We start from the raw sequence: 25,733 nt of genomic DNA, 5'->3' as shown, positions 1-25,733 counted from the left end.
CCTGCCTGCGTTTTCAGGCTCGCGGTAACGGCGGGTTTTCAAATAACGACAACGGTATCGCGGCTTGTCCATGGAATCCGATCAAAAAAGCACATTCCCGGTTTACCGGAGCGAATGTGCTTTTTTTTGTGCAGCGGCATTGTCTATTCACGTTTCTTTCAAGCGATGTTCACATCTGCTTCCCGTCCTGTGATTTTTCTCACATCTGACCGGCACGGAAGAGGTTTATACTAAGTATGTGCTTAATTTCACAAGTGAATCTTTTCAAAGATCGATCAAGGCAGGGGGCGTTAGACTATGAATCGCAGAAAACTGGTACTTATCGGGAACGGAATGGCAGGAGTGGGTGTGATCGAGCAAATTTTGAAAATCAACACCGGCTTGTTTGATATAACGATTGTGGGAAGCGAGCCTCATCCGAACTACAACCGGATTCAGCTCTCTTATGTGCTTGAGGGAAGCAAAACGACGGAAGAAATCGTCCTGAACGATTGGAACTGGTACCGTGAAAACGGCATTGAGCTTCTGACGGGGACGACGGCGACCGCGCTGGATACGACGGCCAAAACGGTCACGACGGACCGCGGGGATGTCCTTCCTTATGACATCCTGATTTTGGCGACGGGCTCAAAGCCCTTCATTCTGCCGGTTCCAGGCGCGGATAAGGAGGGAGTCGTCGGTTTCCGGGACATTGCCGATTGCGAAGCGATGACGGAAGCGGCCCGGACTTATAAAAAGGCGGCCGTCATCGGCGGCGGTCTCCTCGGTCTCGAAGCGGCCAAGGGCCTTTCGAAGCTGGGCATGGAAGTGACGGTCGTTCATCTGATGGACGATCTGATGGAACGCCAGCTGGACCCGGCGGCTTCGGGCATGCTGCGGACGGAGCTGGAACGTCAGGGACTTCGTTTCGCGATGGGAAAACAGACGAAGGAACTCACCGGTGGCGTGCGCGTCGAAGGGCTGGCGTTTACGGACGGAACCGTGCTGGAAACGGACTTTGTCGTTATGGCGGCGGGAATAAAGCCGAACAGCGCTTTGGCCGCGGCCGGAGGCTTGGAGGTCAACCGCGGAATCGTCGTGGACGATTTCATGCGGACTTCGGCTCAGGACGTTTATGCCGTCGGCGAATGCTGCGAGCACCGCGGCGTGTGCTACGGGCTTGTCGCTCCGCTTTTTGAACAGGGCAGCGTGCTCGCCAAGCATTTGTGCAGGGCGGAAACGGCTCCTTACGAGGGAACGGTGCTGGCCACCAAACTGAAAATATCGGGTGTGGACGTATTCTCGGCCGGTGAGTTTCTGGATCGTCCGGATCTTACGATCGTCAAAATGCAGGATGATTGGAGAGGCGTGTATAAAAAGGTGCTTGTCCGCGGCAGCCGGATCGTAGGCGGCGTACTGTTCGGCGATGTCAGCCAGGCGACTCAGCTTCAGCAGTGGATACGAAGCGGCCGCGAAATGACCGAAGACGTGCACGCCGCTCTGATGGGAATTCCTGCGGGAGAAGAAAGCGGCGGCGGGGCGGAGCTTCTGGCCGATGAGGATATCGTATGCGGCTGCAACGGGGTGACGAAAGGAACCATCGTGGAGGCAGTCCGCGCGCAAGGGCTCAAAACGGTCGACGAAGTGAAGGCCTGCACCGGAGCCTGCCGCTCGTGCGGAGGCTGCAAGCCGCTAGTCGAGCAAATCCTGGCAGGCGTGCTGGGCGACAGCTACGAAGCGGGCACAGCGGCTCATGGCATCTGCGGCTGCACGCAGCTCGGCCGGGACGAAATCGTTGCTGCCATGCGCGAGCGGAAGTTGACGACGACCCGCGAGACCATGACAGCGCTGAATTGGAGCAACGCCGAGGGCTGCTCGAAGTGCCGGCCTGCGCTCAACTACTACTTGACGATGCTGTGGCCGGAAACGTATGTGGACGAGAAAGAATCGAGATTCGTCAACGAGCGCCTGCATGCGAACATCAACAAGGATGGCACATATACGGTTGTACCGCGGATGTACGGCGGCGTAAGCTCGGCGGAAGAGCTGAAGCGGATCGGCGATGTGGCGGTGAAATATAACGTCCGTGCCGTCAAAATGACCGGCGGCCAGCGGATCGACCTCATGGGCGTGCGCAAGGAAGATTTGCCGAAAGTCTGGGAAGAACTCGGTATGCCTTCGGGCTACGCGTATGCCAAAGCGCTGCGCACGGTCAAAACGTGCGTGGGTTCGACTTTCTGCCGGTTCGGCACCCAGGATTCGATGGGCATGGGACAACTGCTGGAGAAGAAATTCGAAAGGATCGACATGCCCGCCAAGTTTAAAATGGCCGTGAACGGCTGTCCGCGCAACTGTGCGGAATCGTGCACCAAGGATGTCGGAATTGTCGGCAATGACGGCGGCTGGGAGATTTACATCGGCGGTAACGGGGGCATTAAACCGCGGCTTGCCGATCTGGCGGTGAAGGTGAAGACGGATGAGGAACTTCTGGAGATTACCTCGTCGCTGATCCAGTTTTACCGGGAAACCGCCAATTACCTGGAAAGAACATCGGATTGGGTCGAGCGGCTGGGCCTGGAGTACATCCAGACACAAGCCATTACGGATGAAGCGAACCGGCGGGAGCTTGTAAACCGCATGGAGATAGCCCTGACCCGTGCGCACGATCCTTGGCAAAAAGTGATCGGCGACCGCCAGCTCCGTCAAGAACTGTATGAAGGCGTCAACGTGCCGGTAGGGCCGCCGACAGAATAAAGCGTATCTGACAGACAGGGGCTGCCAAGCAGCTCCCAAAAGGAGGAACAATCGATGAACCGACAGCTTCAGGAAAAATCGGAAACCTACGTTTGCATCGGACGGCAAGGAGATTTTCCGGCCCGGCTCGGAAAGACCGTTTTTGTGGGAGAAGAAGAAATCGCCGTGTTTCACTTGACGGATGGCCGACTCTTCGCGCTTCAGAACCGGAGCCCTCACCGTAAAGGAGGTCCTCTCTGCGAAGGGATGGTATCGGGGGACCTGCTGTACGACCCTCTGTATGACTGGAAAATCAGCCTGCTGGACGGTAAAGTGCAGGCGCCGGATACGGGACAGGTGAAAACTTATCCGGTGAAGCTCGACGGGGAGCATGTCTGGATCGGGCTAACCTAGCCCTTTCAGGCCCTCGCTCCGCCGGTTTGTCCGCACAAGAGGCTTATCCGGAACATTCGTTGTCCGGCTCAACCCGTTTTCAACCCGCGAGGAGATGACGCATAATGTTTACTGAAACCGTGGAAAAAATGGCTGCCGCGGCCCTGCAGAAAAAGAATTTTCTCTCCGACAGCCTTATCCGCTACCTGACGGCGGCCGGTCTGGCCGGTGCTTACGTAGGACTCGGCATCGTCCTTATCTTTTCCGTAGGAGCGCCGCTATTCGCCGCAAAATCGCCCGTAACGACGACGGTCATGGGGCTTTCTTTCGGAGTCGCGCTCACGCTGGTCATTTTTGCCGGCTCGGAGCTTTTTACGGGGAACAACATGTATTTCACCATCGGAACGCTTTCGCGCAAAGTCACCTGGAAGGATACGCTCGTCAACTGGTTCTGGTGCTACCTGGGGAACCTGACGGGGGCCATGGTCCTTGTTCTGCTGGTCGTCGGTGCGGGGGTGTTCGCCAATATTAAGCCGGATCATTTGTTAATGACCATCGCCGCCAAAAAAATGAACATGGACACCACGCAGCTGTTTTTCCGGGGGATCCTTTGTAACTGGTTCGTCTGTCTGGCGATCTGGACGTCCATGAGAGCCAAGGAGGACACGGCGAAGCTGATTCTTATCTTCTGGATGCTGTACGGCTTTATCGCTTCGGGGTATGAGCACAGCGTGGCGAACATGACCGTGCTGGGACTGGCCCTGGTCCTCCCGCATCCCGAAACGGTAACACTGGCCGGCTGGTTCCATAACATGATTCCGGTGACGCTGGGGAACATTGTCGGCGGGGCCGTGTTTGTCGGGCTGCTGTATTCCTTCATCTCGCCTGTGAAACGGGCGGCCGGACGGCTGTAAACATACGCTGGGCGCAGGCATAGTCCCGCAAGCGAAGAAAGCTCCCTGATTTCAATCAGGGAGCTTTTTTACGGCCCGCAGCCGGTGATGGGGCGCCGTAATCCCGGACGGGGGTCGGGCGCTGCCGCCAGACGTCTGCGCCATGCTGTGCCGGAACACATTAACGGGAATCGGCGCCTGGAGAATTCAGCGCTGTACTATACGGGGAGCCGCCGAGCCCGGCGCAAATAAAAAAGTGTACCGGATTACATCCGGCACACTTCTACGGGGCAGTTTTCGCAGTGGCAAATGCCCCTCAAATAATTCAGGTCGCGAATGACGATATAGCCGTTATCCATTTCAAGCGCCTGAGCTTTGCGCAGGTCGCTGAACATGCGGTTCACGCTTTCGCGGGTGGAGCCGATCATATCCGACAGCTCCGAGTGGGTGAGCTTCTTCGTAATGCGGATCGTCCCGTCCGCTTCGGGCCGACCGTACGTGTTCGACAAGCGGATGATGGTGGAGCACAGGGCCCCGGGTTTGCCGTACAGCATCATATCGCGGTATTTCGTCTGCGTCATCCGGTGGCTGAGCCCCATCCAGCGCATAAATTCCAGGGCGAATTCGCCGCTCTGCCAAATCAGCATTTCCACGTCTTTCTTGTGCGCCACGCCGATCAGGGTTTCTTCCAGCACTTCCGCGCTGTACCAATGCTTCGTGTCGTCGTAGGGATCGATCATGCCGATCAGATCGCCCTGCTGGTATAAGTAAAGCACGAGATCCTTGCCTTCGTCCGTAGACTTCGTAGCGCGTACCCGGCCGTTTTTTATAAAATAAAGCTTGTCAGCCGTATCGCCTTCCCAAAACAAGTAGGCGCCGGGTTGGAGCTTCTGCTCATGCATAATATCCGTCAGCTTCTGCAAGTTTTCCGTCTTGAAGGCAGCGGTGTTGCGGGGATTCGTATAGTAAACGGGATTTGTGCCGGTGTTCATGATGGCTTCCCTCCTCTTTGACTTCTGCTTCCAGTATACCGGATATGACGTAGATCATATATGACAAAAATCACATTTTACGCATAATGTCGATTACGACGGCCGTCCATATCCAACGCAAACTTATTACCGCTCCAGGCAAAAGGACGCAAAAACCGGAGTTCCGCCCGCATGCGGCGTCTCCGGTTTCTTTTAATCGGGGAAAGCGATTTTCTACGAATAAAACTGCTCGATATCGGTCAGCATCTGCTCGGCGAGGGGGAATACCCATTCTTTTTCTTTGCGCATATGCTCAAGAAGAATGAAGCACGACTGGAGCACGTGGGATACCGAACGTTTCGCGCATAGGGGGTCGAGAGTCTGGCTGTCTTCTTTGAATGCCTGGAAAAACAGGCGCAGATTGTGGACGGCCATGTTGTATTCCTGCTTCATAACGGCGGTAGGGCCCATTTTGTCGCCTGTATACAAATCAACGATAGGGAAAAGCGTTTCCTGTTCATCCTGCTGATACTGCTGGAAAAACTTCAAGAACCGTTCGGCGCGTACCTTCAGCTGATTTAAATCTTTTTTGAGCGAATCCCGGCTTCCGGCGGCTCCGATTCCGCGTGCGAGCATTTGCAGCTCCAGCAGATCGGCCTCAAGAAATTCATGCTGCTGCTTCAGATAATATAGGGCGTCGGACAACTGGCTGCCGGGGTCCATGGATGCATACGGCAGACGTTCCACGGTTATTGTGCTCATCGTCATTTCCTCCTGTCGGGTCCTGCGGATGATGGTAAAGCTCGCGCGTGTTTCCTGTCTTCACCATAAAGCGGAGACGCTGTTTTGTCTGTGAGAAATGTCATAGTGAAAAAATTCACAAACTCCTATAATGAAGGTGTAGAAAGAACAGAGGAGGCGGAGAGATGGCTGTACAGGAAAATGAGACCGTAAAACCCGCAGCTGCGGCGGCCAAAGAACAGGTAGACCGGCTGGTGCAGAACGCGAAGAAAGCGCAGGCCGCATTTGAAGGTTTGGATCAGTCCCAGGTCGATCGCATCGTACAGGAAATGGCGCTGGCCGGCGTGGACCGGCATATGGTTCTCGCCAAGCTAGCGGTGGAAGAAACGGGGCGCGGCGTGTATGAAGACAAGATCATCAAGAACTTGTTCGCGACGGAGTATATTCATAATTCCGTGAAGTACGACAAAACGGTCGGCGTGATCGACGACGATCCGACGACCGGCCTTACGTCCATCGCCGAGCCGATCGGAATTATCGCCGGCGTCACCCCGGTAACGAATCCGACCTCGACGACGATGTTTAAGGCGCTGATCGCGATAAAGACGCGGAACCCGATTATTTTCGCTTTCCATCCGTCCGCGCAGAAATGCAGCTCCGAAGCGGCCCGCGTTCTTTACGAAGCGGCGGTAAGCCACGGAGCGCCGAAAGATTGCATCCAATGGGTGGAGAAGCCTTCCATGGAAGCGACGCACGAGCTAATGCACCACGAGGGAGTGGCGCTGATTCTGGCTACCGGCGGCTCCGGCATGGTCAAATCCGCCTACAGCGCCGGCAAACCCGCTCTCGGCGTCGGCCCGGGCAACGTGCCGTGCTTCATCGAGAGAACCGCTGACCTGCGCCAGGCGGTCACGGATCTGATCCTCTCGAAGACGTTTGACAACGGCATGATCTGCGCGTCCGAGCAGGCCGTTATCCTGGACGAAGCGATCGCGGCGGAGGCCAAGGCGATGCTGAAGGCGCAGGGCTGCCATTTCTTGAGCGCCAAGGAAACGAAGAAGCTGTCCCAGTTCGGCATGAACGCCGGATGCGCCGTGAATGCGGCGATTGTGGGCCAGCCGGCGGTACGTATCGCCGAAATGGCCGGGTTCGAGGTTCCCGCCGGGACGAAAATCCTGATCGCCGAGCTGGACGGCGTCGGTCCGGCCTACCCGCTGTCCGCCGAGAAGCTGAGTCCCGTGCTGGCCTGCTACACGGCCCCGAGCGCTCAAGCGGGCATCGCCCGGGCCGCGGAGATTGCGGCATTCGGCGGACTCGGCCACACCTCGGTCATCCATTCCGACGATGACGGAGTGATTGCCGCTTTTGCCAAAGAGCTGCCGACCTGCCGCATTATCGTTAACGCGCCTTCGACCCACGGGGCGATCGGGGATATCTACAACGCGAATATCCCGTCGCTTACGCTCGGCTGCGGCTCGTACGGACGCAACTCCACTTCTTCGAACGTGACGGCGGTCAATTTGATCAACGTCAAAAAAGTCGCACACCGGACGGTGAATATGCAGTGGTTTAAAGTACCCGAGAAAATTTATTTCGAGAGAAACGCCACCCAGTACCTGGCGAAAATGCCGGACATCACCCGTGTTTTGATCGTGACCGACCCGATGATGGTGAAACTCGGCTATGTGGAACGCGTGGAACATTATTTGCGCCAGCGCAGGATGCCGGTAGCCATCGAGGTTTTCAGCGATGTCGAGCCGGATCCTTCGGTCGATACCGTGGAACGCGGCACGGCCGTGATGAACGCCTTCCAGCCGGACTGCATTGTGGCGCTCGGCGGAGGATCGCCGATGGATGCGGCGAAAGCGATGTGGCTGTTCTACGAGTATCCCGACGTCACGTTCCATTCGCTGAAGCAGAAGTTCATGGACATCCGCAAGCGGACGTTCAAGTATCCGAAGCTCGGCAAGAAAGCGAAGTTCGTTGCCATCCCGACGACTTCGGGAACCGGTTCGGAAGTGACTTCGTTCGCCGTCATCACGGATAAAAAGAACGGCCACACGAAATATCCGCTCGCCGATTACGAGCTGACGCCGGATGTGGCCATCGTGGATCCCGAATTCGTATACTCGCTTCCGAAAACCGCCGTGGCCGATACCGGCATGGACGTGCTGACCCACGCGATTGAAGCTTACGTCTCCGTCATGGCCAACGACTATACGGACGGCCTCTGCCTGCAGGCCATCAAGCTCGTGTTCCGCAACCTGGAGCAGTCCCATGCGACGGGCGACAAGCTGGCGAGGGAGAAAATGCACAACGCGTCCACGATCGCCGGCATGGCGTTTGCGAACGCCTTCCTGGGCATCAATCACAGCCTGGCGCACAAGTGGGGCGGACAGTACGGAACGGCTCACGGAAGGACCAACGCGATCCTGATGCCGTATGTCATCCGGTATAACGCGTCGAAGCCGTCGAAATACGCGTCGTTCCCGAAATACTCGCACTACTGCGCCGACGAGCGCTACGCCGAGATCGCCCGGTTCCTGGGGCTTCCGGCCGCAACCACGGAAGAAGGCGTGAAGAGCCTTGTCGACGCCATCCGCGAGCTGAACAAGAAGCTGGGCATTCCCGCTTCGTTCAAGGAACTCGGCTTCGACGCCGACGACTTCGAGAGCCGCGTCGATTACTTGGCGGACAAAGCGTTCGAAGACCAGTGTACGACCGCGAATCCGAAAATGCCGCTCGTCAGCGAGCTGGCCGAAGTGTACCGGGACGCTTTCTACGGCAGAATCTGAGCAAACGGGCCAAGATTTATCTGCTGCCTGAACAGGCAGGAGCAGCGCCGCACCAGCCGGTGCGGTGAAACGGACACAGAGACAGCGGTCCTGACGGGCGCGTGCCGTAAAGTTTGCGCTGAAACGAAATCAGCTTTGCCGGGCGGCCGCTCCGCGGCCCGTCCTTCATTCCAAGGAGGGAACAAAAATGGCTATCGAAGAGCGCGAGACGCGCATGAAGTCTGCTGAAGAGGGAGTATACCGCGGGTTCCGCAAAGGAAAGTGGCAGCACGGGATCGATGTCCGTGACTTTATCGAGCTTAACCTGACGCCTTATGAGGGAGACGAGGCTTTTCTTGCCCCTCCGACGGAAGATACGAAGGCGCTGTGGGAAGTCGTTAAGGACTTGACCCGGCGCGAAAGAGAGCAGGGAGGCGTGCTTGATGTGGACGTGAACACCGTGTCCACGATCGTTTCCCACGCACCGGGCTATCTCGATAAAGACAAGGAGCGGGTAGTCGGGCTCCAGACGGATGAGCCGTTCAAACGCTCCGTGCAGCCGTTCGGCGGCATCCGGATGATGGAGGACGCTTGCGAAGCTTACGGCTTCAAGCTGCCGGAGGACATGGTCCGGCTGTTCACGGACATCCGCAAGACCCATAACCAGGGCGTGTTCGACGCCTACACCAGCGACATGCGGGCTGCCAGAAAAGCCGGCATCATCACGGGATTGCCGGACGCCTACGGGCGCGGACGGATCATCGGCGATTACCGCAGAGTGGCGCTGTACGGCATCGACTCCCTCGTGGCTGACAAGAAGAAGGATCTCCTTCTTCTTGAAGTGGATGCGATCACGGAGGATGTCATCCGTGCCCGCGAGGAGCTGTCCGAGCAGATCCGGGCGCTCGGCGAGTTGAAGAAAATGGCGGCCGATCACGGCTTTGACATCACGGGGCCGGCCACCGACGCCCGCGAAGCGTTCCAGTGGCTGTACTTCGCCTACCTGGCAGCGATCAAGGAACAGAACGGCGCGGCCATGAGTCTGGGACGGGTGTCCTCTTTCCTCGATATTTATATCGAAAGAGACCTCCGCGAAGGAACCTTGACCGAAACGCAGGCGCAGGAGCTGGTCGACCATTTCGTCATGAAGCTGCGGATTGTCAAATTCCTGCGTACGCCGGATTATAACGAGCTGTTCAGCGGCGACCCCACCTGGGTGACCGAATCCATCGGCGGCATGTCCCTGTCGGGCCGGACCCGCGTAACGAAGAACTCCATGCGGTTTCTTCACACACTGTATAACCTCGGGCCCGCTCCCGAGCCCAACCTGACGGTGCTCTGGTCCGAGCAGCTGCCTGAGGCGTTCAAGAAGTACTGCGCCAAAGTTTCGATCGAAACGAGCTCCATCCAGTACGAGAACGACGACCTGATGCGTCCTTTCTACGGAGACGATTACGGAATCGCCTGCTGCGTATCCGCCATGAAGATCGGCAAGCAGATGCAGTTCTTCGGAGCGCGGGCCAATCTGGCCAAAGCTCTCCTGTATGCCATTAACGGCGGCGTGGACGAAAAGCTCGGGATCCAGATCGGCCCCGAAAGCGTGCCGGTTACGTCCGATGTGCTCGATTACGACGAGGTCATGCATAAATTCAAGGGTGTCATGGAATGGCTGGCGAAGCTGTATATGAACACATTGAACGTGATTCACTATATGCATGACAAATACTGTTACGAGCGGATCGAAATGGCCCTGCACGACCGGGAAATCGTCCGTACCATGGCCTGCGGCATCGCGGGATTGTCCGTAGTTGCCGATTCGCTGAGCGCGATCAAATACGCCAAAGTGCGCCCGGTCCGCAACGAGAAAGGAATCGCCACCGATTTCGAAATTGAAGGCGACTATCCGATGTACGGCAACAACGACGACCGTGTCGATTCCATCGCCGTTTCTCTCGTCGAAGCGTTCATGGGTATGATCCGCAAGCACAAACCTTACCGGGATGCGGTTCCGACCCAGTCGGTCCTGACCATTACGTCCAACGTTGTCTACGGCAAAAAAACCGGCTCCACGCCGGACGGGCGCAAAGCGGGCGAACCGTTCGCGCCGGGCGCGAATCCGATGCACGGCCGCGACCGCAAAGGCGCGCTGGCCTCGCTCGGCTCCGTCGCCAAACTGCCTTACGAGCACAGCTTGGACGGCATCTCGAACACGTTCTCGATCGTGCCCAAAGCGCTCGGCAAAGAGCCGCAGACTCGCAAGGACAATCTCGCCCACATGCTGGACGGATACTTCGGAAGCGGGGCGCACCATCTCAACGTGAACGTATTCGACCGGCAGCAGCTTCTGGACGCGATGGAGCATCCCGAGCAGTATCCGCAGCTCACCATCCGGGTTTCGGGCTATGCGGTCAACTTTATCAAACTTACCCGCGAGCAGCAGCTCGACGTTATTAACCGGACGTTCCACGGCGCCATGTAACGAAGGACCGGGGCACGCCGAAGCAAAGGACGTGTTAGTCATGAAAGGCAGAATTCATTCCATCGAAACGTTCGGCACGGTAGACGGCCCCGGTATCCGGTTTGTTCTCTTTATGCAGGGATGCGCCCTGCAGTGCGGCTACTGCCACAATCCCGATACGTGGGACACCTGCGGAGGACGGACGGTGACCGTCGATGAAGTCCTCGCCGAGATGGAACCCTATCTTCCGTACTACCGGAAGTCGGGCGGGGGAATCACCGTAACGGGAGGAGAGCCGACGCTGCAGGCGGCGTTTGTCGCGGAGCTTTTCAAAGCGTGCAAGGAACGCTTCGGCGTGAACACGGCGCTCGATTCTTCCGGTTTTTGCGAAGTGGGCCACGAGCATGTCCGCGAGCTTTTTGAAGAAACGGACCTGGTGCTGCTCGATCTGAAAATGATGGACCGCGACAAGCATATCGCGCTGACGAGCCAGCCCAATGACAAGATCCTGCGCACGGCGCGCTGGCTATCCGATCACGGCAGGCCGATGTGGATCCGGCGGGTGCTCGTTCCCGGAATGACGGATACGGAAGACGAGCTGGAGCGGCTCGGTTCTTTTCTAAGCAGTCTGCCGACCGTCGAAAAATTCGAGATTCTTCCTTATCACCGGCTTGGAACCTATAAATGGGATCTTCTTCACCGGGAATATCCGCTCAAAGACGCCTGCACACCGACCGAAGAAGAAATCGCGAGAGCGCATCGGCTTATTGAGCGTGCGCGGAGCCGAAACGTTTCGCAGCCAACCTGCCAGTCTCGCTAAAAATTGGTCTTTACAGGAAATAAAACTTCCTCTATATTTAAGCTTTCGGCCTATGCGCCGGAAGCTTTTTTCGTCATGCTTGTACATTTTTTTACAAATGTAACGGCCTCGTGATGCCTCCTTTGTTCAAATGTAATGGTTTCGTAACTACTTGTGTCGAAAGTTGGAGTACACTTAGGATAAGGTAACACGTTGAAGGGAACGGACCCGGGGAATACAGGAGAAGACGCCTTGCCGCGTCTGACGTTCTTATGTGCTGGAAGTCATAGACAGGCTGCTAGGTTCATAGAAATCAGCCGAGGAAACAAATGGGAGATGGAAGGAATTATGAAAAAAAGAAAAGTGTTCAGACTGCGCTATATCCTTATGATAGCGTTGGGGTTGTTTATCGCATACAATGTCAGCCATGCATTGTTGACCAAGGAAACGGCGGCGGGCTCCTCCAAGGAAGAGACGGCTGCCACGCCAAGCCCGACGCCGGTCCCGACCGTGAAGGAGCCGGAGAATACGCCGGACAAGAGCGCCCATCCTAGTTCGACACCGGAGCCGACGCGCAAGCCCGATCCTACGCCGGTTCCGACGGCCAAACCGGATCCTACGCCGACTCCGCAGACGACGCAAGCTCCCCAGGGGGGCGGATCGGCAAACATGGCTTCGCCGATTTATTCGGTTTCGACCAAAAATAAACTCGTAGCGCTGACGTTCGACGACGGTCCGGACCTGCACTGGACGCCGCAGGTTTTGGAAGTGCTGAGCAAGTACAACGCCAAAGCGACGTTCTTCCTGGTCGGGCGCCAGGTCGATAAATATCCCGATATGGTGAAGCGGATCGTGGACGAGGGCCACGCGGTCGGCAACCATACCTGGAGCCACGCGCAGCTGCCCAAGCTGACGCCCGAGCAGGCCCGTGAACAGATGACGAGCACGGACAATGCGCTGAAGAAAGCGCTCGGCAAGGGAACGTATCTGTTCCGTGCCCCATACGGCGCCGTCAACGATAACGTCAAAGCGGTAGCGGCCCAGCAGGGGCAGCTCATCATCGGCTGGTCGATCGACACGAAAGACTGGGCCGGAAATACGCCGGATCAGATTATGAACAATGTGAAACAGCATATTCATCCCGGCAGCATTATCCTGCAGCACAGCTTCGGAGGCAAAGGCGGGGATTTGAGCAATACCGTGGAGGCCACCCGCAGAATTTGCGAGTATCTGCAGGCTCAGGGCTATCAGTTTGTTACCGTGCCGGAATTATTGGCTGCGAAATAATGAAGTGCCCCGGTACCGGCTTTGCAGAAGGCTGCCGAACCGGCGGAAGCGAGCCGTCCATGCCGTATTTGCCGGCATCGGACGGTTTTTTCGTTCACTCCATGCAGAATTTTCAGGTCCTGCTTCCGGGACATCTTTTGCTATAATGGAACCAGCACTAGAAAAGGGGAATGTCATGAAGAGAAGAATCAAATGGATACCGCGATCCGCAGCGGGCCTGCTGACGGCCGGACTCTCCATGCTGCTGCTCAGCGGCTGCCAGCTCATATCTTCTTCTCCCGCCGCTTTGCTGAAGGCTCCGGCCATGAGCTCAAGCCTGTATCAGCTCAAAGAGGCGGTGACCCACTATCTGCCTCCGGGCGCGGTGCTCAACACGCCGCTCAAGCTGCCCGACAACTCGGCGGCCGGCCCGATTTATCAGGTGGATCTTAACGGGGACAACCAGAAGGAAGCCGTAGCCTTTTACAGGCTGCAGAAGAACGAGTTTGAACTGGGGGCCGTGATCCTCGAACAAGTGAACGAAGAATGGCGGAAGGTCACCGATATCCATGAGCTGGGCAGGGAAATCGACCGCGTCGATTTCGTAGACGTTACAGGTGACGGGGCTCCGGAAATGCTCGTGGGCTGGAGTGCCGGAGAGGCTGTCAATGTCAACAAAGAATTGTTCGTTTATTCTATGAAAGGCTCAGTGGTGAGCCAGATGGAGAAAATTCCGTACACCGAGATCGCGATCGGCGATCTGACCGGCGACGGAGTGCCTGAAGTGGCCGCTCTGCTTCTCGACCGCGACAAGCTGGATGCTTCCGCTTCGTTATACTCGTTCAAGAACGGGGAGAAGAAGCTGATGCAGAAGCTGCCCATGGACGGCGGCGTCAACGGCTATTACCAGGTCGTGATCGGCAAAGCGACCGACTCGCAGAACGGGATCTTCGTGGACGCGGGGCTTGGTGCCAATACGTCGTATACCTCTCTCTTGGTCTGGAACAACGGCAAACTGAAAGACGTTTTCAGTGCCAAGGACGAACAGGGGAACGTTCAAACCTTCAAGGAATACAAAGGAAGATCGCAGGACGTCAACGGGGACGGCATTATGGAGATCGAGCTGCTCAAAATCCCCCCGTTTATCGAGAACAGCAATCCAAGCGATATGCCCTGGATCCACCAGTGGTATCAGTGGGACGGCGCGAACGGGCTCAAATGGGTGCACGAAAATTACTACGACAACAACGTCACGTACCGGTTTGATTTTCCCGAATCGTGGAGAGGCAAAATTACGCTGGAACGATCCAAAAGCGATCGTGCCGACGGGTACACGACTTTTTATTATTTAAGCGCAAACCGCAAGGAAAAAGCGGAGCTGCTGACCATCCGGTATTACCCGACGGAGCAGTGGGAGAACATGAAGAACGAGCTGCAGAAGAAGGAAATCGATTTCGTGGAGCTCGATACGTCGTACGGGCGCAAAACCGTAGCGTTTTTGCCGGAAAAGCCGACGAACCTGTCCGTTAAATCGCTGCAGGAGTATAACCAGATGAAACTCGGTTTGAAAGATATACAGGAGCGGCTGAAGCCGGTCTATTATTAGAGAAGGGGAGGGAGACCGGAATGAGAGTACTGATTTTGGAAGATGAAGAATCGATCCGAGGGTTTATCCGGATTAATCTTAAACGCAACGATATTGATGTTACGGAGGCGGCGACGGGCGAGGAAGCGCTCCAGCTTGTAAAGGATGAAGGCCCTTTTCACATCGCCATTCTGGACGTTATGCTCCCGACTCAATTATCGGGATTCGACGTGTGCGCGCAGCTGCGGAAAATGTATCCGAAGATGGGCATCATCATGTTGACCGCGAAATCGCAGGATACGGACAAAGCCGAAGGTCTGGAGATCGGGGCGGACGATTACGTGACGAAGCCGTTCAGCCCGGTGGAGCTCATCGCGAGAATTAAAGCCCTGTACCGGAGGCTGGAAATTCCCGAGCAGGAATCGGCCAAACAGAGCCTGAGCTCCGGCATCTTTACGCTGCAATTGAAGGAGCGGAAACTGTTTAAGGGACGGACCGAAATCGATATTACGCCGACCGAGTTTGCCATTCTGAAGCTGTTCATGGAACAGCCCGACCAGGGAATTTCCCGGGATGAAATTCTGGATGCCGTATGGGGCAAACACTTTGTCGGCGATTTAAAAATCGTGGACGTCAACATCCGCCGTATACGCCAAAAAATCGAGGTAGATCCGTCGCACCCTGCACATATCGAAACCGTTTGGGGTTATGGGTACCTCTGGAAGAAGGAATCCGCCCTTGAGCAGCATAAGGAGTAAAGTAGTCTGGAATTTTTTGCTGATCATCGTATTTATTGTGCTGCTTCTCGGAGGCTTGTTTCTGGGAACCATCTATCAATACTATTACGGAAGCGCCCTTCAGGCCTTAAGCGAACGCGCCAAATTCACAGTCGACTACAACAACCGCTACAATTCGCTTTCTCCTCTCCAGGAGCGGGCCCGCAACATTTTAAAAGAGCTTGCGAAGGACGAGATCAGCCGGGTCGAGGTGGTGGACCTTGAAGGCAATTTGATCCGGGATTCGTACGGATTTACCTCCAAGCGGAAAATCGATACGTCCGACGTACAGTCCGCTTTGCTCGGAGAGCCGGGCAAGTGGATCGGTTTGAATACCGACACCAAAGAGAGGATCATGGCGCTCTCGTATCCCCTTAAGAACGGGGACCGGGTCGTCGGCGTCCTGCGCTACACGACTTCGATCGAGCAGGTCGACCGGATGGTCATGCGGACGGCCTGGATCATCATCGGCATCGGGGTGGCCGTCATTCTCGTTTCGCTTGCGGTCAGTCTGCTTCTGGCAAACCGGATCGTAAGGCCGATCCGTGAGGTCACGGATGTGGCCCAAAGCATGGCCCAGGGGGATTTCCAGAACAAGGCCGTCAAACGGCACGACGACGAGGTCGGACATCTGGCGGATACGCTCAATTACATGGCGGATGAAATTCTCCGCAACGACCGCCTGAAGAACGAGTTTATCTCCTCGATCTCTCACGAGCTGCGCACGCCGTTAACGTCGATTAAAGGCTGGAGCGAGACGCTGGTTTCTGGAGACCTTAACGAAAAGGAAGAAACGCTCACGGGTCTTTCCGTCATTTCGAAAGAAACGGATCGTCTGATCGGGCTGGTTGAAGATCTCCTCGATTTCTCCAAGCTCCAGTCCGGCAATATGAAAATGCACCGTGAACCGGTGGACGTCAACCGCCTCGTGAAAGACATTTACCAGCAGTTTGCGGGTAATTGCCGGAGACGCAGGATGGAGCTGCAAATTTCCCTCGCGGAGAACAGTCTCTATGTTTTCGGGGACCAGAACCGGCTCAAGCAGGTATTGATCAACTTGCTTGACAATGCGATGAAATTTACGCAGGAAAACGGGGTCATCCGCATCATGACCCGCGTGGAAGGCAGCCTTGTGCAGCTGATCGTGGAAGATGAGGGGGAAGGCATTTCTCCGGAAGCGGTGAAGTACGTGACGGAGAAGTTTTATAAGGCCGACAACCGTCAACCGGGCAGCGGCCTGGGTCTGTCGATCTGCCAGGAAATCGCCCAGCTGCACGGAGGAATGCTGCAGGTTACGAGCGAGCTTGGCCAGGGAACGACCGTAACGGTCGAACTCCCGCGTATGCCGGACGAGGAGAAGGTCCTCTAAACAGGCAGTCGTACGGCCTCCTATCCGTGTCGCTCTGTGAGCGGGCTGCCGTAAGGCGGATTAACCCGTCCCCCTCTGCGGGGAACGGGAGCATATCCGGCGTGGCGCGTCCCCGCACAAGGGCAGCCATCCGCGGCAAACTTGAGCCGGATGCTTTTCGCTAATCTTCGGCGCGGCTGCGGGCTCCCGGCGTAAAGCGCGGGGCGCAAGAGTGCCGTTGCTGCGGCCCGTCCGCGGAAGTGCGGCCTTTACATCATTTCCTGCATTGACTCCACAGGCATTACACGGGACGGAGCAAGTATGCAGGTCCAGCACAAGATCCGGCAAAATTAGGCCGGGTCTTTTTGCCATTCCCGACGCAGGTGAGAAGGGTCATGCACAGCCAGCAGTCTGGATTGCCGCTTTGACTTCAGCCTAATACCGGATACCGGATAACGGATGTAAAAAACAGCTATGAATGATTGTTTCCCGGTTAATTCCGGCCGTTTCCTGCTAGACTGAGAAGCAGATAGGATGAAGGGTGTGTTCACGGATTGAATTTAACTGAATTAGGCTGGAACGACGAGCTCCGGCAAGCTTTGACGGATATGTCGGCAGAAGGTCTCACGGCAGGCCGCGTCGCGCTTGAACATAAGAGAATGTACCGGGTCAAAACCGGTTCCGGCGAGGTGCTCGCCGAGGTGTCGGGCAGTATGCGTTACCAGGCGCGCAGCCGGGGAGATTACCCCGCGGTGGGCGACTGGGTCGCCTTAAGCGTCCGCGAGGACGAGGGCCGCGCTACCATTCACGGTGTCCTGCCGAGAAAAAGCATGTTCGTCCGCAAAGCGGCGGGCAACGTGACCGAAGAGCAGATTGTCGCCGCGAACGTCGATGTCATCTTCCTCGTTAGCGCGCTCAATGCGGATTATAACCTCCGCCGGCTGGAGCGCTACCTCGTCATGGCATGGGAGAGCGGCGCCTCTCCCGTCATCATCCTCAGCAAGGCGGACCTGTGCGCCTCGCCCGAGGAAGTGGCCCTCCGGGTTGCCGAGACGGAGGCCATAGCGCCGGGCGTGCCCGTCCATGCCGTCAGCTCCCTGCTCGGAGAAGGGGTGGAGGGCCTCCGCGCCGCTTACCTCGGCACCGGCCGGACGGCCGCAGTCGCCGGGTCCTCGGGAGCGGGGAAGTCCACGCTCATCAACGCGCTGCTGGGCCGCGAGGCGATGGACACCGGCGCGATCCGCGAGGACGACGCCCGGGGCCGCCATACGACGTCCCACCGCGAGCTGCTCCTGCTTCCCGGCGGAGGCGTGCTGATCGATACGCCCGGCATGCGGGAGCTCCAGCTGTGGGAGGCGGACAGCGGCCTCAGCCAGTCGTTCGACGATGTCGAGACGCTGGCGGCTTCCTGCCGCTTCCCGGACTGCCGCCACAGCAGCGAGCCGGGCTGCGCCGTGAGAAGCGCCATAGAAGACGGGACGCTGGATCGGGCGCGTTATGACAGCTACGTCAAGCTCCAGAAGGAGCTTGCCTTCCTGGCCCGCAAGGAGAGCAAGGCGCTCCAGACGGCGGAGAAGGACAAGTGGAAGAAGATCCACAAGGAGATGAGGCGCAAGCCCTCCAATCCATAGAAGCCGCGTATCCGGGCGCAGTGCGGCTACGGATACGCGGCTTCGCCTCCTTTTCAACTAAAATGCGCGAACCAGTGGCCTTTCGCCCAGCCGTGCATATGTTGAAGGCAGGAGGTGTTTGTTGATGCAGAAACACGAAGCGAAAAACTTGTGTCAGCAGCATAAATACCGGTACGTTCTTATTCAGCTGAACGACGGTACGGTGCATGACGGCATTATCGAGAGTGTAGACGATGAGTATGTATACTTGGCGATTCCCGTGGACGGAAGAGCCGGCGGCGAAAGCGAGACGCGGGCGTTCGGCTGGGGATACCCCTATTATGGCTATCCTTACTACGGATATTTTCCGTACGGCGGGTATCCCTATTATCCGCGCCGCCGCTTTTACCGGGGGATCTTTCCTCTGGCGGCTCTTACGGCTCTTTCGCTGCTTCCGTACTATTGACACAACAACCGATAACCGCCATTGGGAGAGAAATCCGTCTTCCGGCGGTTTCTTTCATTTTTCTGGCACGGCGCTCACTTTTTAATTTCTTTTTGACCCGTTATTCAGTATGATAAAAATATACATACAAACATGTCACATGAGCATGTACGATTCGATAAAGGAGGAGACAAACAGTGGATTGCTTATTCTGCAAAATCAGGGACGGGCAAATTCCTTCCAAGCAGGTATACGAAGACGAGCATGTGCTGGCTTTTCACGATATCCAGCCGGCGGCCCCGGTTCATATCCTGATCATTCCGAAGAAGCATATCGCCTCGATGAAAGACGCCGGAGAAGAAGACTGGGCGCTGATCGGTTCGGTTCACAAGGCCGCGCAGCAAATCGCCCGGGATTTCGGTATCGAAGAGAGCGGCTACCGGCTCATTAACAACTGCGGACCCGACAGCGGACAAGTGGTTTTCCACATTCATTACCACCTGCTCGGCGGCACGAATTTGGGTCATCTAGTAGCTGAAAGATAATTCATAGAATTTATTGTCATAGGAGTAAAGCTTTTAGGTTGACACCTAGAATCGTTTTCCCCTATAATGAAGTTTGATGAACCGCTTTGATTGGACGGTCTGTTCGGAGGGAGGGAAAACTGGTGTCAGAAACTCGAGTTCGCAAGAATGAAACCATAGATGCTGCACTTCGCCGCTTTAAGCGTTCCATTGCTAAGGATGGCGTATTGGCGGAGATTAAAAAGCGCAAGCACTACGAGAAGCCGAGCGTTAAGCGCAAAAAGAAATCTGAGGCTGCTCGTAAGAGAAAGTTCTAGGAGGCAACCCAAGTTCATGAGCTTAAGCGAACGTTTGAACGATGATATGAAGCAAGCGATGAAGAGTCAAGACAAGTTTACACTCTCCGTAATCCGTATGGTAAAAGCATCTATCAAGAATATCGAGATAGACCAACGCCGAGCCTTAGATGACAATGAAGTGCTTGATGTTCTGAATCGCGAAGTCAAACAACGCAAAGATTCCCTCCAAGAATTTAAAAATGCCGGCCGGGACGATTTGGCCGACAGCCTGCACGCTGAGATCGACATTCTAATGAAGTACCTGCCGCAGCAGTTAACAGAGGAAGAAGTAAGCGCAATTGTAAAGCAGACCATCCAAGAAGTTGGCGCTTCCTCCAAAGCGGATATGGGAAAAGTAATGTCGGCCCTCATGCCGAAAGTAAAAGGACGGGCTGACGGGAAATTAGTTAACCAACTGGTGCAACAAAACCTGTAATAAACCGACGGGGTCGGAAGCAGCGATGCTTCCGGCCTTTTTTCATAACCAACCGGAAAACGATAAAACGGAAGCCGCTGCGCAAACTAGCTTAAGAGGTATTCCGGCTTATCCGCGGAGCCCGGCGCCAATTTTTGAACATTTGGTGAAACGTTTTTCGTCCTGTTACGTAAAAAGCACTATAAGACAGTTAGAGGGTTAGGAGGAGAAGCCATGATCAGCTTACGGAGAACATTGCTGGGCTGTGCCGCGGTCCTCGGATCAATCGGCTGCCTGCCCGGTCTGGCGGCGGCATCCGCCGGAACCGCGGCGCAGCAGGGCTTTACGAGTGCGCTCGGCGGTTTCCTTACACATCCGGCCGTTGCCGCGATTCTGCTTCTGATCGGGATTGTCGGAATCGGGCTTGAGCTGCTTTTCTGGACGTTCGGTCTTCTCGGATCGGTCGGGGTTATCGGCTTCGGGCTGTATTTTCTCGGCAATTATCTTGTCGGGGGAGCGGGGTCCGGAGATATCGGACTGTTTGTTTTAGGCGTGCTGCTTCTGCTGCTTGAACTGATCATTCCAAGCTTCGGCATACTCGGAATCGCCGGGAGCATCTCCTTGTTCAGCGGTGTGATTCTGGCGGCCGATAACCCGCAGACGGCGGCGCTTTTGCTCGTCATCGCTTTTGTTGCGGCGGCTGTTCTTCTTTTTATCGCGGTCAAGAAGTTTCCCGCGAGAGGAGTATGGAACCGTTTTATCCTCAAGGAGGAGCTGACTACCGAAAAAGGCTTTGTGTCCAGCTCGTTCAAGCTGCATCTTATGGGGCAGACGGGAACTTCGCTTACGCCGCTTCGTCCGTCCGGTACGGCCCAATTCGGAGAAGACCGGGTGGATGTGGTAACGGAAGGCGGATTTATTCCTGCCGGACGCTTGGTCAAGGTCGTTCTCGTGGAGGGAAGCAGAGTCGTGGTGCATGAAGAAGAAGCCGGCGCAGAAAAATAAGGTACAGCCGGCAGGGCGCCATTTAATTACGTAAAGGGAGGTTTTTTGACGAATGGAATCTTATTTTTATCTGTTGATTGCCGCTGTGGTTTTGATTTTGTTAATGGTATTTTTCACGTTCGTTCCGGTTATGCTCTGGATTTCCGCACTGGCATCGGGCGTCCGTATCAGTATTCTTACTTTAGTGGCGATGAGGCTGCGGCGTGTTATTCCGAGCCGGATCGTGAATCCGCTCATTAAAGCGATAAAAGCCGGACTGGGGCTGAACATTAATCAGCTGGAAAGTCACTACTTGGCCGGCGGTAACGTAGACCGGGTTGTCAACGCCCTGATCGCGGCACACCGTGCAGATATCCAGCTGCCGTTCGAGCGGGCGGCTGCCATTGATCTGGCCGGCCGTGACGTGCTCCAGGCCGTTCAAATGAGCGTAAACCCGCGTGTCATCGAGACGCCGACCGTTTCCGCGGTTGCCAAAGACGGGATCGAAGTGAAAGTTATCGCCCGGGTAACGGTTCGGGCTAATATCGACCGCCTCGTCGGGGGTGCCGGCGAAGAAACGATCATCGCCCGTGTCGGCGAGGGGATCGTTACGACAGTAGGTTCCAGCGGCTCGCATAAGGACGTTCTCGAAAATCCGGATATGATTTCCCGGACCGTACTCGGTAAAGGTCTGGATGCGGGCACCGCTTTTGAAATCCTATCTATTGATATCGCGGATGTCGACGTAGGCAAAAACATCGGCGCTCACCTTCAAACCGAGCAGGCCGAAGCCGACAAGCGGATCGCGCAGGCCAAAGCGGAAGAACGCCGTGCCATGGCCGTTGCCCAGGAGCAGGAAATGAAAGCCCGCGTCGTGGAAATGAGAGCGAAAGTCGTCGAGGCCGAATCCGAGGTGCCTCAGGCAATGGCGGATGCTATGCGTAACGGAAAGCTCGGCGTGATGGACTACATGAATTATAAAAATATCGATGCCGATACGCATATGCGCAGTTCCATCGGCAAAATGTCCGAAGAAGGCAAAGAAAGCAAGGAATAAAACGAAGGTAACATCTCCGGGCGACTACCCGGCAGTGGTGTCGGTTCCCTCCGGTTTCGGAAGGAATCCGCAGCCTCATTATTCTTTGCTTCAACGAAGTTAACCCGGGCATCTTTTAGTGAGGCTTGTCCGGGAAAGGGGGCGTGGTCATGGAGCGTCTGATCGAACTGATTGCGAACAATTTCTTTTTCGTTATAATGATCGGTATTTTTCTGGTTTCCATGTTGTCGGGCAAGGGCAAGCGCAAAACCACCGGCAACCCGAACCGGATGCCGGATTTCAGCGGGCAGGGCGTTCCGCGCCGTCCGGCAGCATCTACCCGGACTGCGTCCGGAACCGGCCGGGAACCGGACCGGCGCATGAGCGCGCCGCCGCAAACGCGGCGCGGTGATTTGTCCGCCGAAGATGCGGCGGACGATTGGACCGCGGCCGAGCCTGCAGCGGCCGGTCGCGGGCGCAGCGGCGGCTTTGCCGCCAGCGATGCCCGCGGGGGCTATGCCGCGCCGGCGGAGAAGCCGCGCAAGCGTGAAGCGCACGCCGTGCGCGAAGAGGCTGCCGGCAGCAGCGGCTCCGCCGCCGGTGTCGACCTGCACCCGCGTCAGGCGGTGCAGGGAGTTATCTGGGCCGAAATACTCGGCCCGCCACGGGCTAAAAAGCCGTTCCGCCGGTAATACCGGTTGGAACGGCTTTTTTTTGTGCCCGAGCAGGCCGTATGCCCGAGCAGGCCGTATGCCCGAGCAGGCCGTATGCCCGAGCAGGCCGTATGCCCGAGCAAGCCGTAGTGCCCGAGCAAGCCGTGTGCCACAAAGACCGTAGATCGCCTCCAGAGGCATTCTACGGTCTTTTCCAATATTATACTCGGCGGAACGATTGGCGTCTTCCAGGGGCATTTGGGGGCCTCTTGCGCGTGCGAATGTTCCCCTATCGTTTCTGCACTTCCGAAGTAATTCCAGGCATGGCGTACCGCATCCCTTTATTTAGTCCGGATATGCACCGAGAGCTCCACTCCGCGGCTCCGCTTGATAGGAACGAAACTTCGCTCATAAACCGCGTTCGGCTCGCATAGATTGGAAAAAGCAGAGTCTGAACAAGAAGCGTCTGAATTTCGCCTGCGTGCTGAAAGCATAGGGCAAAGGCTGGGAGGGACGAGAGAGAATGCGCCGGCTCACGCAAAAGTGGAAGCAAATGACTGCTAATATGCTCGACCTTCCGCAGGATGTCGTACAAGATATTCCTCGGATCACGATGATCGGCAACGTCCAGCTTTACGTGGAGAATCACTGTGGCGTTCTGCACTTTTCCAGCGAGATGCTGCGTTTGCAGCTTACACGGGGGAAGCTTGAGGTAAGCGGGAAGGAATTGGTGATCCGCGCCATTTTAACGGAAGAAGTGCTTATCGAAGGAATTATCGCGGATATCAGATATATGCCATAACGGGTCCGGAAAGGGGAGTTTCGGCATGCAATCGGCGGTGTTAAAGTGGATACAGGGGTATGTGAAGATCGAAGTGAAGGGCGAGAGAGCGGCGGAGTTTATCAACCGTGCACTATCCAAAGGATTTTCGTTATGGGACATACGGGTGTCGGGAGACAGGCTGGTCGAGCTCTGCCTGCCTTGCCGGGATGCGCTGCGTCTCCGGCCGCTTTTGAAAGAGACAGGCTGTCGGATGCACCCCTTAAAGCGCGATGGGCTGCCTTTTGCTGTCCGGAAAGTGGCCAAGCGTAAAACCTTTCTGGCCGGCGGCGTTGTTTTCATCGCTTCCCTGTTCATTCTGTCTTCTTTCGTATGGTCGATCAAGGTGGAAGGCAACGTAAAGATCGGGACCCAGACTATTCTGGATGCGGCCCGCAAAGAAGGATTGTATCTTCATCAATGGAAATACCGGATGGGCGACTCCGAGAAGCTTTCGTTCGGGCTGCAAACCCATCTGCCCGGCACGTCGTGGGTCGGGGTGGAGATTAAGGGAACCCAGGTGACGATCAAAATCGTCGAAGCGGACAAGCCGGAAGAAAAGCCGCTCGTCAGCCCGCGCAATCTCGTGGCGTCCAAACACGCCGTTGTGACGGAAATCCAGGCGAAAAGAGGCCGTCCTCTCGTCCAGCCCAATGCCTACGTCCGCAAAGGGGATGTGCTTATTTCCGGTACGCTCGGCGATGAGGCGAATCAGAAAATTGTCATAGCGGACGGATATGTGAAAGGCATGGTCTGGTACATCTCCAAAATCGAGGTGCCGATGATCCAGACGTACGAGACCTATACCGGCGATTCGAAGACGCGGAATTATGTCGTGTTCGGCTCCAAAGGAATCCAGGTCAGCGGCTACGGAAAGCTTCCATTCGAGCACTATCAGACGATTCCGGAACAGAAAACGCTCCAATGGCGTTCTTTTAAGCTGCCGGTGAGCTGGCTCAGCGAGAAGCTGATGGCCTCCGAAACGGTCGAGCGGAAACTCGACACGGCCGAAGCGAAAGCCCTAGGTCTGGAGCGGGCCCGGGCCGATCTTATGAGCGAAGCGGGGAAAGATGCGCGCATCGTGACCGAAAAAATTTTGCATGAAAAATCAGAGAATGGTAAAGTTTATATGGAAGTGCATTTTGAAGTGGAAGAATTTATCATGGAAGAGCAACCTATCGTACAGCAAGGAGAATGAGGCCTTTTGGGAGAAAACGCTAAGACCATTAAAGTAGCACTTGCAGATACTTCGGTAGCACAGGCCGTATTCGGTCCGCAGGACCGCTTTCTGCATCTGATCGAGCAGGAAACGAACGCGCGCATTTTTACCCGGGACGCGGAGCTTACGATTCAGGGGGATGCGGAGGAAGTCCGCAAGCTGGAACATTTATTCGAGGTACTGCTGGAGCTGGTCCGCAACCAGTATCCGCTTTCGGAACGCGATGTGCTGTATGCCGTCGAGCTTGCCAAGGAAATGAAAGCGGATCAACTGCTGGAGCTTTTCAAAGGGGAGATTACGACCACCCACAAAGGAAAGCCCATTCGCGTCAAAACGATCGGACAAAAACAGTACGTCTCCACCATAAAGAAGAAAGACATCGTGTTTGGAATCGGACCGGCAGGTACGGGAAAAACGTACTTGGCGGTTGTTCTTGCCGTTACGGCATTGAAGGAAGGCAAGGTCAAGCGGATCGTGCTGACCCGGCCCGCGGTTGAAGCGGGAGAAAGCCTTGGCTTCCTGCCGGGAGACCTCCAGGAAAAGGTTGACCCCTATTTACGTCCGTTGTATGATGCTCTTAACGATGTTCTGGGCCCCGAGCAGGTCGTGAAATCGCTGGAGCGGGGGCTTATCGAGATTGCGCCGCTCGCTTATATGCGCGGCCGTACGCTCGACGATTCCTTCATCATTTTGGATGAAGCGCAGAATACGACCCCGGAACAAATGAAAATGTTTCTGACCCGTCTAGGATTCGGTTCCAAAATGGTTGTAACGGGTGACGTGACGCAGATCGACCTTCCCCGCGGCAAAACTTCGGGCCTGATCGAGGCGCAGCGCATTCTGAACGGCATTGAAGAAATCGGATTCATCACATTTGCGGAGCAGGATGTCGTCCGTCATTCCTTAGTTCAAAGAATCATCGTCGCTTATAATGAGGACTCGCTAATATCGGGCTGAGTTACGGGGAACGAAG

Annotated in this window: 23 protein-coding genes; 21 read left to right on the top strand and 2 right to left on the bottom strand. The window is 56.0% G+C overall.

Going from position 1 to position 25,733, the window contains the following annotated elements; genetic code table 11:
* The first annotated feature begins 297 nt into the window (after positions 1-297).
* The 3 genes from nirB (at position 298) to AC58P5_RS07220 (ending at position 4,019) form a co-directional block, all read left to right on the top strand.
* Positions 298-2,733 carry a nitrite reductase large subunit NirB gene (nirB, locus tag AC58P5_RS07230; protein WP_497385442.1) on the top strand — a complete coding sequence of 812 codons (2,436 nt, stop codon included), beginning with the start codon at positions 298-300 and terminating at the stop codon, positions 2,731-2,733.
* Positions 2,734-2,787: 54 nt separating this feature from the next.
* Positions 2,788-3,126: a nitrite reductase small subunit NirD gene (gene nirD / locus AC58P5_RS07225; RefSeq protein WP_497385441.1), complete on the top strand. Its 339-nt coding sequence runs from the start codon at positions 2,788-2,790 to the stop codon at positions 3,124-3,126.
* A 104-nt stretch (positions 3,127-3,230) separates the two neighbouring features.
* On the top strand, positions 3,231-4,019 hold the full coding sequence (locus AC58P5_RS07220) for a formate/nitrite transporter family protein (protein WP_497385440.1): 789 nt from the start codon (positions 3,231-3,233) through the stop codon (positions 4,017-4,019).
* A gap of 245 nt (positions 4,020-4,264) precedes the next feature.
* On the opposite strand, the gene AC58P5_RS07215 is transcribed toward AC58P5_RS07220, so the two are convergent.
* Both AC58P5_RS07215 and AC58P5_RS07210 read right to left on the bottom strand, forming a co-directional pair.
* Complete coding sequence (locus tag AC58P5_RS07215) at positions 4,265-4,990, bottom strand: Crp/Fnr family transcriptional regulator (RefSeq protein WP_497385439.1); 726 nt, start codon at positions 4,988-4,990, stop codon at positions 4,265-4,267.
* Positions 4,991-5,203: 213 nt separating this feature from the next.
* Positions 5,204-5,731: a hemerythrin domain-containing protein gene (locus tag AC58P5_RS07210; RefSeq protein WP_497385438.1), complete on the bottom strand. Its 528-nt coding sequence runs from the start codon at positions 5,729-5,731 to the stop codon at positions 5,204-5,206.
* 164 nt (positions 5,732-5,895) lie between these two features.
* On the opposite strand from AC58P5_RS07210, the gene adhE reads away from it, so the two are divergent.
* From adhE to AC58P5_RS07120, 18 genes are all read left to right on the top strand, one after another.
* Positions 5,896-8,505 carry a bifunctional acetaldehyde-CoA/alcohol dehydrogenase gene (adhE, locus tag AC58P5_RS07205; RefSeq protein WP_497385437.1) on the top strand — a complete coding sequence of 870 codons (2,610 nt, stop codon included), beginning with the start codon at positions 5,896-5,898 and terminating at the stop codon, positions 8,503-8,505.
* Positions 8,506-8,692: 187 nt separating this feature from the next.
* Entirely contained in the window at positions 8,693-10,963 is a 2,271-nt protein-coding gene (pflB, locus tag AC58P5_RS07200; protein ID WP_497385436.1) for a formate C-acetyltransferase, read from the top strand.
* 40 nt (positions 10,964-11,003) lie between these two features.
* Positions 11,004-11,762, top strand: coding sequence for a pyruvate formate-lyase-activating protein (pflA, locus tag AC58P5_RS07195; protein WP_497385435.1), 759 nt, complete (start codon positions 11,004-11,006; stop codon positions 11,760-11,762).
* 327 nt (positions 11,763-12,089) lie between these two features.
* Positions 12,090-13,028, top strand: a complete 939-nt coding sequence (locus tag AC58P5_RS07190) for a polysaccharide deacetylase family protein (protein ID WP_497385434.1) — start codon at positions 12,090-12,092, stop codon at positions 13,026-13,028.
* Between the two features lie 175 nt (positions 13,029-13,203).
* On the top strand, positions 13,204-14,613 hold the full coding sequence (locus AC58P5_RS07185) for a hypothetical protein (protein ID WP_497385433.1): 1,410 nt from the start codon (positions 13,204-13,206) through the stop codon (positions 14,611-14,613).
* Between the two features lie 20 nt (positions 14,614-14,633).
* Positions 14,634-15,350, top strand: coding sequence for a response regulator transcription factor (locus tag AC58P5_RS07180; RefSeq protein WP_009675036.1), 717 nt, complete (start codon positions 14,634-14,636; stop codon positions 15,348-15,350).
* Positions 15,331-16,737, top strand: coding sequence for a HAMP domain-containing sensor histidine kinase (locus tag AC58P5_RS07175; RefSeq protein ID WP_497385431.1), 1,407 nt, complete (start codon positions 15,331-15,333; stop codon positions 16,735-16,737). Before AC58P5_RS07180 ends, AC58P5_RS07175 begins: the two co-directional genes overlap by 20 nt.
* Before the next feature lie 533 nt (positions 16,738-17,270).
* On the top strand, positions 17,271-18,347 hold the full coding sequence (rsgA, locus tag AC58P5_RS07170; protein WP_497385430.1) for a ribosome small subunit-dependent GTPase A: 1,077 nt from the start codon (positions 17,271-17,273) through the stop codon (positions 18,345-18,347).
* Positions 18,348-18,471: 124 nt separating this feature from the next.
* Positions 18,472-18,792, top strand: a complete 321-nt coding sequence (locus AC58P5_RS07165; RefSeq protein ID WP_497385428.1) for a hypothetical protein — start codon at positions 18,472-18,474, stop codon at positions 18,790-18,792.
* 176 nt (positions 18,793-18,968) lie between these two features.
* On the top strand, positions 18,969-19,316 hold the full coding sequence (locus AC58P5_RS07160) for a histidine triad nucleotide-binding protein (protein ID WP_497385427.1): 348 nt from the start codon (positions 18,969-18,971) through the stop codon (positions 19,314-19,316).
* Between the two features lie 122 nt (positions 19,317-19,438).
* Positions 19,439-19,612, top strand: a complete 174-nt coding sequence (gene rpsU, locus AC58P5_RS07155; protein WP_024094532.1) for a 30S ribosomal protein S21 — start codon at positions 19,439-19,441, stop codon at positions 19,610-19,612.
* Between the two features lie 16 nt (positions 19,613-19,628).
* On the top strand, positions 19,629-20,069 hold the full coding sequence (locus AC58P5_RS07150) for a GatB/YqeY domain-containing protein (protein WP_103993557.1): 441 nt from the start codon (positions 19,629-19,631) through the stop codon (positions 20,067-20,069).
* Positions 20,070-20,282: 213 nt separating this feature from the next.
* Complete coding sequence (locus AC58P5_RS07145) at positions 20,283-21,053, top strand: NfeD family protein (RefSeq protein WP_497385425.1); 771 nt, start codon at positions 20,283-20,285, stop codon at positions 21,051-21,053.
* Positions 21,054-21,105: 52 nt separating this feature from the next.
* Positions 21,106-22,089 carry a flotillin-like protein FloA gene (floA, locus tag AC58P5_RS07140; protein ID WP_497385424.1) on the top strand — a complete coding sequence of 328 codons (984 nt, stop codon included), beginning with the start codon at positions 21,106-21,108 and terminating at the stop codon, positions 22,087-22,089.
* Positions 22,090-22,238: 149 nt separating this feature from the next.
* The gene (locus tag AC58P5_RS07135; protein WP_497385422.1) at positions 22,239-22,760 is read left to right on the top strand and encodes a YqfB family membrane protein; all 522 of its coding nucleotides are present in this window, start codon (positions 22,239-22,241) and stop codon (positions 22,758-22,760) included.
* A gap of 484 nt (positions 22,761-23,244) precedes the next feature.
* Positions 23,245-23,523 (top strand): sporulation protein YqfC, encoded by a 279-nt coding sequence (yqfC, locus tag AC58P5_RS07130; RefSeq protein WP_042230050.1) that lies wholly within the window; start codon positions 23,245-23,247, stop codon positions 23,521-23,523.
* Between the two features lie 25 nt (positions 23,524-23,548).
* Complete coding sequence (yqfD, locus tag AC58P5_RS07125; protein ID WP_497385420.1) at positions 23,549-24,739, top strand: sporulation protein YqfD; 1,191 nt, start codon at positions 23,549-23,551, stop codon at positions 24,737-24,739.
* A 6-nt stretch (positions 24,740-24,745) separates the two neighbouring features.
* Complete coding sequence (locus AC58P5_RS07120) at positions 24,746-25,717, top strand: PhoH family protein (protein ID WP_497385418.1); 972 nt, start codon at positions 24,746-24,748, stop codon at positions 25,715-25,717.
* Positions 25,718-25,733 lie beyond the last annotated feature (16 nt).

This window comes from Paenibacillus sp. JT31N7, from assembly GCF_059692095.1.
The sequence above is the reverse complement of the archived record's forward strand: the minus strand, read 5'-3'. Positions and strand labels throughout refer to the sequence as shown.

Coding starts and splice junctions, on each gene's coding strand:
- floA (WP_497385424.1), top strand. CDS start 21,106: ATGGAATCTTATTTTTATCTGTTGATTGCCGCTGTGGTTTTGATTTTG.
- AC58P5_RS07165 (WP_497385428.1), top strand. CDS start 18,472: ATGCAGAAACACGAAGCGAAAAACTTGTGTCAGCAGCATAAATACCGG.
- AC58P5_RS07210 (WP_497385438.1), bottom strand. CDS start 5,731: ATGAGCACAATAACCGTGGAACGTCTGCCGTATGCATCCATGGACCCC.
- AC58P5_RS07220 (WP_497385440.1), top strand. CDS start 3,231: ATGTTTACTGAAACCGTGGAAAAAATGGCTGCCGCGGCCCTGCAGAAA.
- yqfD (WP_497385420.1), top strand. CDS start 23,549: ATGCAATCGGCGGTGTTAAAGTGGATACAGGGGTATGTGAAGATCGAA.
- yqfC (WP_042230050.1), top strand. CDS start 23,245: ATGCGCCGGCTCACGCAAAAGTGGAAGCAAATGACTGCTAATATGCTC.
- nirD (WP_497385441.1), top strand. CDS start 2,788: ATGAACCGACAGCTTCAGGAAAAATCGGAAACCTACGTTTGCATCGGA.
- adhE (WP_497385437.1), top strand. CDS start 5,896: ATGGCTGTACAGGAAAATGAGACCGTAAAACCCGCAGCTGCGGCGGCC.
- AC58P5_RS07215 (WP_497385439.1), bottom strand. CDS start 4,990: ATGAACACCGGCACAAATCCCGTTTACTATACGAATCCCCGCAACACC.
- AC58P5_RS07145 (WP_497385425.1), top strand. CDS start 20,283: ATGATCAGCTTACGGAGAACATTGCTGGGCTGTGCCGCGGTCCTCGGA.
- pflA (WP_497385435.1), top strand. CDS start 11,004: ATGAAAGGCAGAATTCATTCCATCGAAACGTTCGGCACGGTAGACGGC.
- nirB (WP_497385442.1), top strand. CDS start 298: ATGAATCGCAGAAAACTGGTACTTATCGGGAACGGAATGGCAGGAGTG.
- AC58P5_RS07185 (WP_497385433.1), top strand. CDS start 13,204: ATGAAGAGAAGAATCAAATGGATACCGCGATCCGCAGCGGGCCTGCTG.
- AC58P5_RS07190 (WP_497385434.1), top strand. CDS start 12,090: ATGAAAAAAAGAAAAGTGTTCAGACTGCGCTATATCCTTATGATAGCG.
- pflB (WP_497385436.1), top strand. CDS start 8,693: ATGGCTATCGAAGAGCGCGAGACGCGCATGAAGTCTGCTGAAGAGGGA.
- AC58P5_RS07180 (WP_009675036.1), top strand. CDS start 14,634: ATGAGAGTACTGATTTTGGAAGATGAAGAATCGATCCGAGGGTTTATC.
- AC58P5_RS07135 (WP_497385422.1), top strand. CDS start 22,239: ATGGAGCGTCTGATCGAACTGATTGCGAACAATTTCTTTTTCGTTATA.
- AC58P5_RS07150 (WP_103993557.1), top strand. CDS start 19,629: ATGAGCTTAAGCGAACGTTTGAACGATGATATGAAGCAAGCGATGAAG.